This is a genomic window from Corallococcus llansteffanensis (assembly GCF_003612055.1).
GTDB lineage: Bacteria > Myxococcota > Myxococcia > Myxococcales > Myxococcaceae > Corallococcus > Corallococcus llansteffanensis.
Map to the genome: position 1 here is coordinate 1 of NZ_RAWB01000303.1, position 12,099 is coordinate 12,099.

10 protein-coding genes are annotated in these 12,099 nt (G+C 69.5%); 6 read left to right on the forward strand and 4 right to left on the reverse strand.

The window, feature by feature from the left end; genetic code table 11:
* Together D7V93_RS45180 and D7V93_RS25635 are read left to right on the forward strand one after the other, a co-directional pair.
* On the forward strand, positions 1-1,264 hold a 1,264-nt coding region (locus tag D7V93_RS45180; protein WP_120645898.1), incomplete at its 5' end, for a hypothetical protein.
* A gap of 306 nt (positions 1,265-1,570) precedes the next feature.
* Positions 1,571-2,119 carry an RNA polymerase sigma factor gene (locus D7V93_RS25635; protein WP_120645899.1) on the forward strand — a complete coding sequence of 183 codons (549 nt, stop codon included), beginning with the start codon at positions 1,571-1,573 and terminating at the stop codon, positions 2,117-2,119.
* 28 nt (positions 2,120-2,147) lie between these two features.
* On the opposite strand, the gene wzy is transcribed toward D7V93_RS25635, so the two are convergent.
* On the reverse strand, positions 2,148-3,716 hold the full coding sequence (gene wzy / locus D7V93_RS25640) for an exopolysaccharide repeat unit polymerase (RefSeq protein WP_120645900.1): 1,569 nt from the start codon (positions 3,714-3,716) through the stop codon (positions 2,148-2,150).
* A gap of 59 nt (positions 3,717-3,775) precedes the next feature.
* Here wzy and epsH point away from each other — a divergent pair, with 59 nt between their 5' ends.
* Entirely contained in the window at positions 3,776-5,083 is a 1,308-nt protein-coding gene (epsH, locus tag D7V93_RS25645) for an exopolysaccharide biosynthesis glycosyltransferase EpsH (RefSeq protein WP_120645901.1), read from the forward strand.
* Between the two features lie 87 nt (positions 5,084-5,170).
* Here the strand turns inward: epsH and D7V93_RS25650 are convergent, their stop codons facing one another.
* Complete coding sequence (locus D7V93_RS25650; RefSeq protein WP_147451318.1) at positions 5,171-7,465, reverse strand: hypothetical protein; 2,295 nt, start codon at positions 7,463-7,465, stop codon at positions 5,171-5,173.
* Positions 7,466-7,743: 278 nt separating this feature from the next.
* On the opposite strand from D7V93_RS25650, the gene D7V93_RS25655 reads away from it, so the two are divergent.
* The 3 genes from D7V93_RS25655 to D7V93_RS25665 are packed head-to-tail and all read left to right on the forward strand — an operon-like array spanning position 7,744 to position 9,166.
* Positions 7,744-8,184 (forward strand): hypothetical protein, encoded by a 441-nt coding sequence (locus D7V93_RS25655; protein WP_120645903.1) that lies wholly within the window; start codon positions 7,744-7,746, stop codon positions 8,182-8,184.
* A gap of 48 nt (positions 8,185-8,232) precedes the next feature.
* A complete protein-coding gene (locus D7V93_RS25660) occupies positions 8,233-8,673 on the forward strand; it encodes a hypothetical protein (protein ID WP_120645906.1) in 441 nt (146 codons plus the stop codon).
* A 19-nt stretch (positions 8,674-8,692) separates the two neighbouring features.
* The gene (locus tag D7V93_RS25665) at positions 8,693-9,166 is read left to right on the forward strand and encodes a MerR family DNA-binding protein (RefSeq protein ID WP_208723151.1); all 474 of its coding nucleotides are present in this window, start codon (positions 8,693-8,695) and stop codon (positions 9,164-9,166) included.
* 206 nt (positions 9,167-9,372) lie between these two features.
* On the opposite strand, the gene epsU is transcribed toward D7V93_RS25665, so the two are convergent.
* Both epsU and epsV read right to left on the reverse strand, forming a co-directional pair.
* Complete coding sequence (epsU, locus tag D7V93_RS25670) at positions 9,373-10,584, reverse strand: exopolysaccharide biosynthesis GT2 family glycosyltransferase EpsU (RefSeq protein WP_120645904.1); 1,212 nt, start codon at positions 10,582-10,584, stop codon at positions 9,373-9,375.
* Positions 10,585-10,634: 50 nt separating this feature from the next.
* On the reverse strand, positions 10,635-12,099 hold a 1,465-nt coding region (gene epsV, locus D7V93_RS25675), incomplete at its 5' end, for a PCP family exopolysaccharide biosynthesis protein EpsV (RefSeq protein WP_120645905.1).

Genomic DNA, 12,099 nt, shown 5'->3' on the forward strand with positions numbered 1-12,099 from the left:
GGGCGAGCCCGCCCCCGCGCTGGAAAAGACCGGCACGCCCATCCACCCGCGCAACCTGGAAGGTCTCCAGAGCGCCGAGGCGGACGCGGCGTCCGCCGCCTACATCCCGCCGCCCCCGCCGCCCTCCTGTCCCGGCGTCATCAGCAACGGGACGGTGCAACTGGGCGTGGCGAGCGCGGGGCACCTGACGGTTCCGTGCGCCACCAGCATCGTGTCCGGCGGCACCAACGGCACCACCGCGGTGGGCCTGCGCTTCGTGCCCAACAACACGGAGGCCGCGGCTCCCGGCACGCCCTGCGAGGGCTGGGGCGTCGCGAGCGCCGACCTGAACATCACCGGCTTCACCTCCGCGGGCTGTGGCGCGGGCAACGTCACCGTGGAGAGCTTCAATGCCACGACGACGACGGCGACGTCGGTGGTGCGCGTGGGCAACACGTTCCGCGTCACCCACCGGTACGTCCCATCGCCCGCGACGGCCCTGCTCTACCAGGTGGATGTCCTCATCGAGAACATCGGCACGGTGCCGGTGAACGACCTGCGCTACACGCGCGCCATCGACTACGACGTGGCGCCCAACACCTTCTCCGAGTACGTCACGCTCGCCGGCGCCACGGCCCCGTCCGTGCTGCGCGTGGATAGCAACGGCTTCGACTCGTTGGATCCGCTGGCCCCTCACGGCGCGCTGCCCACCGGGACGCCGACGTTCACCGACCTGGGGCCGGGAGACCTGGGCGCCCACTTCGACTTCCAGCTGGGCGCGCTCGCGCCGGGCCGTGTGCGCTCCTTCCGCACGTACTACGGCGCCGCGGCCAGCCAGAATGCCGCGCTCAACGCCCTGGCCACCGTGGGCGTGGGCACGTACTCGTTGGGGCAGGGCAACTGGAACGGCACGGGCAGCCCGCTGGCCTCCACGGGAGCGCCGGTCGGGACCTTCGGCGCCCTCACCGGCCAGCCCACCACGTTCATGTATGGCTTCCTGCCGCCGCCGGTCTTCTCCAGTTGCACGGTGGAGTGCCGCAGCTTCAACCCCAATGAGATCTACACCGTGGACCTGCTGGGCACGCAGGACATCTGCCTGGTCAACAGCTCCAGCTACATCGTCCCGGTGGGCGTCCTCTACCGCTACGGCCAGCGCCTCCAGTTCAACTGCGGAACCTACGCCATGGGCACGCTCTGCAACGTCATCCCGGGCCCGGACACCTGCAACGCGTCCGTCTATGACGCCATCTGCAGCAGCCCCATCTACGCGCAGAACTGCCTGTGAGCCCGGCCCGGTAGCACCGTTCCCCCGGATCCGGTCAATCACCCCGCGGGGCTGACGTCACCGGATCAGTCCCCGCTGGTGACTGTCTGTCACCTTGATACATTTGCTGTCGGGTATCGCGCTGCCCACACGGCGGATGGACATCCAAAAGACAGCCACCAGATGCATTCGGGACAGCCGGGATGGAAATCCCGAGGTGAGTTGGGTTTTCCAGACACTCCAGGTGAATCCGGGTAATTAGGCTTTGTCCCGCTTGGAAAGCCTGGTCATCATGGGGGTGCACGGACGCTGCTCGGGGGGCACTCCATGGCTGACGAAGAAGCGCAGCAGTTCGCACTCATGGTCATCCAGTTCCGTTCGGGGCTCTTGAAGCACGCCCGGCGCATCCTGGGGAACACGGCGGACGCAGAGGACCTGGTGCAGCACGCGCTGGACGAGGCGTGGCGGGAGCGGCTGCACCGGCAGGGGCCGGAGGCGTTCCGGGCGTGGACGGGGCGGGTCATCAACACGCGGGCCATCAGCCTGTTGCGGCACCACCGCGCGGAGCAGCGCAAGGCGGTGAACGCCGGCTGGGTGACGGTGCTGAGCGATGATCCGGACGAGCACGAGGGCGGGGAGCTCTGGACGTTCATCCAGGAGAAGGACCTGATGGAGGCGGTGAACGGCCTGCCGCCGCAGCAGCGGGAGGTGTTCCACCTGCGAGCCCAGGGTCGTTCCTACGTGAGCATCGGAGCCCAGGTGGGGCGCTCCACCGGCACCGTGGGCTGGTGGCTCCACCAGGTGCGAGAGCAGCTGCGCCAACGGCTGCTGCCCATCGCGGAGCAGCGCCGGCTGTCCGTGGGTGGCGGGGCTTGAATCAACGGCTGGGCTCGGCCCGCCACCGTCACGCCACCTGGCCCGCGTCCGCGTCCACGGGCTGCGGTTCCGGGGCACGGGTCAATCCCAGCACCTGTTCGCGCTGGGGCCAGGGCCACGCTCCGGTGACCATGGCCAGCTTGCCCGCGAGCGCCGACATGACGGCGACCTGGAACGTGCAGATGTACGAGATGATGCCCATGTCCCCGAACACCTGGTTCAGGTACGACGCGACCACGCCCACGATGCACAGACACGCGGTGCGGTGCTCCGCCGAATAGGCCCGGTGGTACGAGCGCGCCGCCAGGTACACCGTCACCACGAGGTACATCCACACGCCCGTGAACCCGAACCACCCGCCGAAGGCCAGCAGCCCCAACAGCGAGTTGTGCGGGTGGAAGCGGTACGTGGGGAACACGAACGCGATGTTGGGCAGCGGGTAGGGCTCCAGGAACTCGTGCCCGTAGCCCGTGCCGAACACCGGGTTGGTGTTCCACGTCGCGATGAGGTTGAGGTTCTCGATGTCGCGGTAGTCCAGCTCTCCTTCCGCGTGCTGCCCCTCGATGATGGAGCGGAAGGTCGCCACCGGCTTGAACACGCCGCTGCTCGAGTTCCACCCCACGAGGAAGTACACGATCAGCAGCGGCGAACACGCCAGCAGCCCGCGCGTGATGAACTTCTTCAGCGGCGTCCACGGGTTGAAGAAGTACGCGGCCGCGAGCCCACCCACGAGGCTCACGTACGCAAGCCGCCGGTCGTTGAAGAACATCCCGATGAACACCAGCAGGATGATGATGAGGCCCCGGATGGCGTGGCCGGACTTCGGCCGCTCCAGCCACCGCGCGATGCACACCGTGATGGCGAAGATGAACGTCATCGAGTCCGAGTGGCAGGTCGTGTACTCGACCTCCAGCCCCTGGGCCGGGATGATGACGAGCGCGAAGTACGTGCTCACCGCGGACTTGGTGAGCGCCGCCAGGATGATGGTGCGCGCCACCACGGGCCAGTCCTCCGGCCCGCGCAGGCTGTAGTGGTACATCATCGCCACCAGCGGGAGCACGGCGGCCTGGTGCCACTGCCACAGCGAGTTCTTGATGTCCCCGCCGCGGACGACGCCCCACACCTCCATCCACATGATGGAGAAGAACGAGATGGCGAGCACCACCGCGAGCGGCCGGGGGATGGGGACGACGGGCGGGTCGATGGTGGACTTCGTGGCCCGCCGGTAGATGCCAATGCCAATGGCCCCGATGATGAGCCCGTCGATGAGCGGGAACCGCAGCGCACCAATGCCCACCAACTCATGGAGTTGGGTGAACAGCAGCTTGCCCAGCGGGAACAGCGGCGAGGGCCAGAACATCGACTGGGGACGCTCGGGCGTGTAGTCCACCGCGAGCACCAGGTAGAGCACCGTGAGCGCCAGGTAGCGCAGCGGCACCTTCCAGATGACCCACCCCACGGTGAGGGCCAGCACGGGCGCCAGCGTGACGACGGGGTTGCCGTCACCCACCGCGGCGGCGCCCACGGTGACGAGCCCCAGCCCGGCGATCATCACGATGTACTGGAGCCAGGCGGCGCGGGAGGGTGCGGAGGTCATCGGACGGAGAGGGGGGAGGCTATATCCCGGGCCCGGGTTGGGATAGATGCGGATGCCGTATGGCTGGCTCCCGACCCCGTGTCCTCCTGATTGCTGAGCTGTGCAACCCCGACTGGGTGAGCGTTCCCCTGGAAGGCTGGTCCCTGGCCCGGGCGCTGGCCGAGGTGGCGGACGTGCACCTGGTCACCCAGGTGCGAAACCGCGAGAACATCCTCAAGCAGGGGCTGGTGGAGGGAAAGGACTTCACGGCCCTGGACTCCACGCCGGTGGAGCGCCCGCTGGAGAAGGTGGGCGAGGTGCTGCGAGGCCGCGCGGGCGTGGGCTGGACGACGGCCACGGCGCTGAGCGTGCTGCCCTACTACTACTTCGAGGAGCTGCTCTGGCGGCGCTTCGGGGACCGCATCCGCGCGAAGGAATTCGACGTGGTGCACCGCTACACGCCCATCAGCCCCACGACGCCCAGCACGCTCGCGGCGCGGTGCGCGGAGGCCGGGGTGCCCTTCGTGATGGGGCCCATGAACGGCGGCCTGCCGTGGCCCAAGGGCTTCGGGGACGCGCGCGTGCGTGAGCGCGAGTGGCTGAGCTACATCCGGGACGTCTACAAGCTGATGCCCTTCTACAAGTCGACGCGCAAGCACGCGGCGGCGCTGATGATGGGCTCGCGGGCGACGCGCTCGCAGCTGGCGGCGGAGTACCAGGACAAGACGGTCTACATCCCGGAGAACGCCATCGACGTGCGGCGCTTCGGCGCGTCGAAGGCGGAGGCGCCCACGGGGCTGCCGCTGCGGGTGGCGTTCGTGGGGCGCTTCGTGCCGTACAAGGGCATGGCGATGCTCATCGACGCGGCGGCGCCGCTGGTGCGCGAGGGCAAGGTGGTGGTGGAGCTCATCGGCGACGGCGCGGAGATGCAGAACCTGCGCGCGCAGGTGGCGAAGGGCGGGCTGGAGAACGGGGTGACGTTCGCCGGCTGGGTGAAGCACCAGGAGCTGCAGGGGCGGCTGGCGAAGAACCACATCTTCGGCTTCCCGAGCGTGCGCGAGTTCGGCGGCGCGGTGGTGGCGGAGGCGATGGCGCTGGGCCTGGTGCCCATCGTGATGGACTACGGCGGTCCGGGTGAAATCGTGAGCCCGTCCACGGGCTTCGCCATCCCCATGGGCACGCCGGACGAAATCGTGCAGCGCGTGCGCGGGGTGCTGGAGAAGCTGGTGGCGGATCCGTCCGTGATTGGCCCCATGGGAGCGCGCGCGAGGGCGCGCATCCAGAAGCACTTCACCTGGCGCGCGAAGGCGGAGCAGGTCCTGGAGGTCTACCGCTGGGTGTCCGGCGAGCGCGGCCAGCCGGACTTCGGGATGCCGCTGGCGGACTGAGGTTCGCGCGTCGCGCTCCAGGGCCTTCACGGTGCGCCCGTCGCCAGGGCGGCGGACACACCGTGAAGGAGGAAGCGGGAGGGATGACTACGGCGCGTCGATCCAGTCGACGCGGTACGGGTCGAGCGTGGTGTCCCAGGTGGCCTTCGGCTTCGCGCCGCTGACGTCGACCTCGATGTACGGATAGCCGCCGACCGCGTTCGAGTTGACGGTCGATTTGGACTTCCAGGTCAGCCCCATGGACGGCGCGGTGCCATTTCCCGCGAGCGCCGCGTCGTAGACGCCCTTGACCCAGAAGTACATGTAGTCAGGGTCGTACCAGTAGCCCGTGATGTTGCGCTGCTGGGTCGGACCCTCGCGCCCGGACTTGATCAAGACCTGATGGAGGATCCCATCCCGGTCCCAGCCCCCTGGAAAGGTCCACGCGCTCATGCTCGTCACCGCCGGGAGGCCGCCGTTCTTGTCACGGATGTTCGTCGCGGGCGGCCAGTTTCCCCGGATGTGGCTGCCCCAGTGGTAGGTGCCTTGTCCAATGGTGCGCTCTCCGAAGGTGATGGTCCGTGTCCAGCTGGGGTTGACCGTCGTGCGCGGGATGGCGCCGCTGAAGACGACACACATCGAGGCGAAGCTCGTGCAGCCGGCGCCCTCGCCCCCCGTGGTTTCGCCAGGCTGGCGCGACTTGATGGCCGGTTCCATCATGAGCGCGTAGCGCTGGTCGGTGCCGCTCGTGCTGTGCAGGGTGACGCGCGCCTGGACCGCCTTCCAGGTCGCCTCGCTCAGGATGAAGTCAGCGCGCCCGATGAGCTGCGCCGAGAGCTCGGCGCCGACGACGACATTGCCCGGGCCGCGCACGGTGACGGGGCCGCCGTGGTTCTTCTTGCGCAGCGTGATGTCGTTTGACGCCTCGGCGACGGTGTTCATCCGCCCCGGATAGACCCGGAGGATGGTGCCGCCGGCGCCAACGTCCACCACGTCCCCGGGGCCACCACCGCCGGTCTGCCCCGTCGGGTAGCCCCCCACGGGAGCGACACCGGTGCCGTCGGCGTTGCGCGAGAAGAAGTCGACGTATGCGTGGCCGATGGAATGCGAGAGGCCGACGAGGTTCTGGTTCACGTGGCCGCTGCCAAAGATCTCGCTCTGGAGGAGCGCGGCGAGGAGCGTCTTCGGGCTCGCATACGCCGCATTGCCCAGAAGCGGCACCGCTCCATCCGCGCCGTCGGCGGGGACGAAGTAGATGCTCATCACGTATTGCTTCGCCGGAGGAGGAGGGGGCGGCTTGCAGGGGGGACCGTTCCCGCCGCAGACGCCGCACGTGTCGTAGGAGAGCCCGCTGCCCATGACGCCGTCGCAACCGATGCACTCCGAGCCATTCCCGCCGCAGACGCCGCACGCGTCGTAGGAGAGCCCGCTGCCCATGACGCCGTCGCATCCGGGGCAGGTCGAGTGGTCGCCGCCGCAGACCCCGCAGATGTCGTAGACGTACCCGCTCCTGGGGGAGCCGTCGCAGGACGGACATTCGATGGGCGCTTCGCCGCCGCCCTGGATCGCGTCGCCGCCGCAGACCCCGCAGGCGTCGTAGGTGAGGCCGCTCCACGGGATGCCGTCGCACCCCGCGCAACTCGAGCTGTCGCCGCCGCAGACGCCGCAGACGTCAAGCTGGAGGTTGCTGCCCATCACGCCGTCGCACCCCTCGCAACTCGAGCCGTCGCCCTCGCAGACGTTGCAGATGTCGATGGTGTCGCACGGGGGAGGGCCCGCGTCGGAGCCGCCGTCGTTACCGCCGCCGTCGACCCCCGTGCCGCCGTCACGGCCACCGTCACCGCCCGTGCCACCGTCACCGCCGGTGCCACCGTCACCGCCGGTGCCACCGTCACCGCCCGTGCCACCGTCACCGCCCGTGCCGCCGTCACCGCCGGTGCCACCGTCACCGCCCGTGCCGCCGTCACCACTGCCAGCACAGTCACAACAGCTCTGCGGCCCGTCATAGACGGTCTGACAGCCGCCAGGGCAGGACTGGTCGCAGCTCTGCTTCTGCGAGGCCTGGCAGTTGTCCATGGTGCTGCACGTGTTGCTCTCGGGGCACCACGACCCGGTGGTCGAGCCGTTCGACGGACAGTAGAGGTGATAACCCGTCCGCGACGAACACCCGGGCGCGCAGGTGCCTCCGCCGTCGTAGCCGGCGTCGTAGCCAGCGTCATGACCGGCGTCGTAGCCAGCGTCATGACCGGCATCGTAAACGGGGGTCGACGCATCGCGGGTCGCCACGGCCGTCGCGTTGCCCTCGACGGTGCCGATGGGCTGCCCGGATGGGTCGACTGCATCTTCGATGGGCCCGCAGCCGACCGCGAGCATCGATACGATGAAACACAAAATCCTTTTCATGAACCCTCCAAGGCGAACCGCATTGCGTGCGTGTCTCGCCCTGCGACAAATCCCGCATTTCCGAACATTGAACAAGTAAACCTTGTTATAACTGGATTCCTTGAACAGTTGGACCAAGTGGCCAGCGGGCTCCGTAGAACGGCCTTCCCGAGCGCGAGCGCGTGCCCGGGCCGGGGCGGGTTGAACGCGCGCTCGCATCAAGAAGCACTTCACCTGGCAGGCGAAGGCGGAGCAGGTGCTGGAGGTCTGCTGGCGGACCAAGGGGTAGGGTTCCCGGCATGAACCCCGGTTCCCCCCTGCTTCGCCGCATCATCCGTGGCTGCGCGCTGTACGACCTCGTCGTCACCCTGCCGTTCGCCACGCCATGGACGGCGGAAGCGGTGCTCGTGGCCCTGGGGAAGGTGCATCAAGCGCTGTCGCTGCGCGGTGATGCCATGCCGCTGTTCACGCCCATGCACCTGTTCTTCGTCACCCTGTTCGGCGTCCTCGCGGTGACGTGGGCCGTGGCCCGGATCATCCAGCCCAGCGTGTTCCTTGGCACCGTCGACACGGTGGCCCGCGTGCCGGTCTCCCTGTGGATGCTGCTGGCGCTCGCGCACGGCGCGACCCAGGTGCTGGTCGGATTCCTCGTGATGGAGCTGGCGGGGATGGTCGCGCAGGGCGCTGTCCTCCTGGGCACGGTGAAGCGACGCGAGGGGCTTCCCTCGGCGGTGCGTTGAACGGCGCGCTTGCCTCTGCACCAAGGTGCAGGGGTTAGGGTTTTGGACATGAACCCTGACTCCTCCGTGTCCCGTCGCGTCGTCCTGGCCAGTGCGCTGTATGACCTCATCGTCACCGTCCCCTTCGCCACACCCTGGACGGCGGAGGCGGTGCTCGCGGGCGTTCGTCAGGTGCACCACGCGCTGTCGTTGGGCGGTGATCCCCTTCCCGCGTTCACGCCCACGCACCTGTTCTTCGTCACGCTGTTCGGCACCATCGTGACGCTGTGGTCGGTGGTGCGGCTCGTCCAGCCCACCGCGTTCCATGGCGCCATCGACACGGTGGGCCGGGCGCTGTTCTCCACCTGGATGGTGGTGGCGCTCTCGCAGGGCGCGACGCAGGTGCTCGTCGGGTTCCTCGTCCTGGAGCTGGCGTGGATGTTCGTGCAGGGCGGTGCCATCCTGGGCTCCAGGAGGTGGCGTGGTGGCATCCCCGCGACGGTCCGTTGAAGCTGCGCAGGCAGCACCCTTGAGGATTGGCGCCCTCGCGCGCGCCGCGGGCGTGAAGCTGTCCACGCTGCGCTTCTACGAGCGCCGCAAGCTGCTCGTGCCCCTGGCTCGCAGCGAGAGCGGCCAGCGCCTGTACGGCCCGGACGCCGCCATCCGCGTGCGCTTCATCCGCCGCGCCCAGGAGTTGGGCTTCACCCTGCGGGAGCTCGCCGCGGTGCTTGCCCTGTCCGACCGGCGGGGTGCTCCCACCCGCGAGGTGGCCCGCTTCGCGGAGGCGAAGGTGGAGGCCATCGACGCGCGCATCGACGACCTGCGCCGCATGCGCCGCGCCATCACCACCCTGATGGTCGAAGGGTTCTGCGCCCCGGACACCGTGTGTCCCATCCAGGCGTCACTCGGGGCTTCGGGGCCGGTGGCCGCACGCAAGCCCCGGGTCCCGACACCCGCCTCCGTGCGAAGCCCGCGCCGACGGTCCACCGCCGTCGGCAGCTGACTCCCACGCGGGTGCGGATCGAATCGCATCCGCGCGGGCACACCGCGCGACCGCCGCGAAACTCCGCTGTCGCTGCTCCGCCCGCGCTACCGCCGCGACCTGCCGCTCCGCCCCGCGCGATGCACTGCTACGACCGCTCCCGCGCTACCACCGCGAAGCGTCGCTCAGCGCCGCGCTACCGCCGCGACCTGCCGCTCAGCGCCGCGCTACCGCCGCTCCGCCTCACGCGTGGTGCGCACCCACTCGCCGCGCTTCTCCGCGCCGGGGCCTCGCACCATCAGCCACACCTTCCACACCACGTAGAGGGGCGCCCACGCCAGGTCCAGCAGGCCGCGCGCGCCCACGCCGGACACCCACCAGCCGCGCAGCACGTACAGCGCCAGCGACGTGAGCCCGAACGACGCCAGCGCCGAGGCCGCCACCGCCGTGCCCCCCGACAGCCACGCCACCCCGGCCGCCAGCACCGCGCCCGCCACCGTCGCCAGCATCAACTGGCTCAGGGGCGGCACCAGCACGTCCATGGACAGGTCGAACAGCAGCCCGCTCTTCTGCTTCAGCGCGTCGCTCAAGAGCGGCCAGCCGTGCAGCTTGCGCATCTGCGCGCGCCCACCCTCCCAGCGCTGACGCTGCGAGCGGCTCTGCTTCTCCGCCGTCACCATCTCCCCCAGCACCTCCGCCTCCCAGGCGTAGTGCACGCGGTGCCCCGCGCGCGCCAGGCGGATGCCGTACTCCAGGTCCTCCACCACGCTGAACGCGTCGTGCGGCACCTGCTTCAGCACCGCGTGCGTGAAGCACATGCCGTTGCCGCGCAGGCCGCAGGACACGCCCATCCGCTCGCGCCCCATGGAGCGCACCCGGTGGAACATGCCCAGCGCGATGGTCATCAGCCGCGTGCGCCACGACGCCGTGGGGTTCATCACCCCGTAGTGCGCCTGCGCCGCGTGCGCCCCGTCCTCCAGCCGGCGGGAGAACGCGTGCAGCAGGTTGGGCGTCACCACCGTGTCCGCGTCCACCACCACCACCGCGTCCGCGAAGCCGTCCCGCTGGCTGCGCTCGAAGGCGTGCGCCAGCGCGTAGCCCTTGCCGCGCTTCTCCGCGTCCTGGCGCTCCAGCACCGTGGCGCCCGCCTCGCGCGCCTTTTCCGCCGTCGCGTCCGAGCAGTTGTCCGCCACGACGAGGATGCGCCGCAGGTGCGTGGGGTAGTCCACCGCGGACAGGTTCGCCACCGTCCGGGCGATGCCCAGCTCCTCGTTGTGCGAGGGGATCACCACGTCGAACTTCCGCACCGCGGGCGACGGCGGCACCGGCGCCGCCTTGCGTCCGGACAGCAGCGTCAGCAGCAGCAGATAGCCGCAGCCTCCCGCCACCGGCAAGAGCCCCACACACAGCGCCACGTCCACCCAGGTCCAGACCGTCACAGTGTCACCCCCGCGCGCGCTGCCCTGAGGGGCAGCACCCGCTTGAACCTTCAGCGCCGTTCCAGCTCCGCCAGCACCGGCAACTTCAAGAGCCGCTCCACCTGCCAGCGCTCCAGCACCCGGCGGCGCAGGATGTCCAACGCCACCGCCGCGAACACCGCCAGCGCCACCCCGCCCACCACGCCCGCGATGGCGATGAGCTTCGGGTTCGGCTTGGACGGCTTCTCCGGGAAGAGCGCCGGCATCAGCACGCTGTAGCGGTGCTTCATGGACGCCTTCGAAATCTCCAGCTCCGTCTGCGCCAGGTCCAGACGGCGGATCTTCTCCTGGTGCCGCATCACCACCATGCGCAGCCGGTCCGACGCCACCGCCACCTCCGGATCATCCGGCGTGCCCAAGAGCGCGCCCGCCATGGGCGTGCCGCCCAGCGCCAGGCTCGAGCCCTCGGTGGCGGAGTCCACGTCCGTGCCGCCCATGCGCAGGTACTCCTGGATGAGCGACTGCTCCTCCGCGCGCAGCCCGATGAGCTGGGGCGTGTCCTGCTGCATCGCGGCCACGCGCTGCTCCAGGTCCACGATGACGGGGTGCTGCGGCGAGAAGACGACGCGCTGCTCGGTGAGCTGCGCACGCAGCTCCGCGAGCCTGCGGCTCCTGAACTCCTCCACGTCGCGGATGGCCCGGCGCTTCGCCTGCACCAGGAACTTCAGCTGCGCGAGCGCGTGGTCCGTCTGCAGGAGCGCCTGCCGCGCGCTGGCCGCCTTGGGGTCCGCTTCCTTCTTCTTGCGGCGCGCGTCCGCCTGCTTCACCGCGCGCTCCAGGTCGGCGATGGCCTGCTTGATGTTCGCTGCCTCGTTGTCCACCTGCGTCTTCAGGATGTTGACGGCCTCGGTGATGGCGCCCATCTCCGAGTCGTGGCGCATGTCGAGGAAGTTCTGCGACGCGGCCTCCACGATGTTGAAGGCCAGCTGCGGGTCGCCCCAGTCCACGCCGATGGTCACCGTGCCGGAGCCGCCCTCCGCCATCACGTTGAGGCTCGACTCCAGCATGGCGATGAGCGCCTCCTCCTTGTCCTCGTCGGCCATGGGCGGCGGCGCCTTCTTCAGGTACTGCTCCTTCATGCGGCTCAGGGGCGAGCGCATGTGGTCCCAGTACTCGACGAGCTTCGCGTGCTTGATGACGGACTTGAGGTTGCCCCGGCTGAGCACCATCTCCCATGCGGCGCGCGTGGGCTGATCCGCCTCCATCGGGATGGAGCGCCCCGGGTTCACCAGCGAGGAGATGATGAGGTTGCGGTACGTCAGCATCCGCGTCTCGACGTGGTACTTGCGCGGCATCAGCTTCGCCGCCACGGAGCCCAGGCCGCTCATCACCGCGATGATGCACAGCCCCAGGAACCAGTGCCGGAAGATCGCCCGGCGCACGAAGCCCAGCCCGTCGAAGAGGAAGCCCCAGTCGATGAGGTCCGCCGGCGCGTTCGTCTCCTCACGCTCGGGGACGTACGACGGGGGCGGGGCG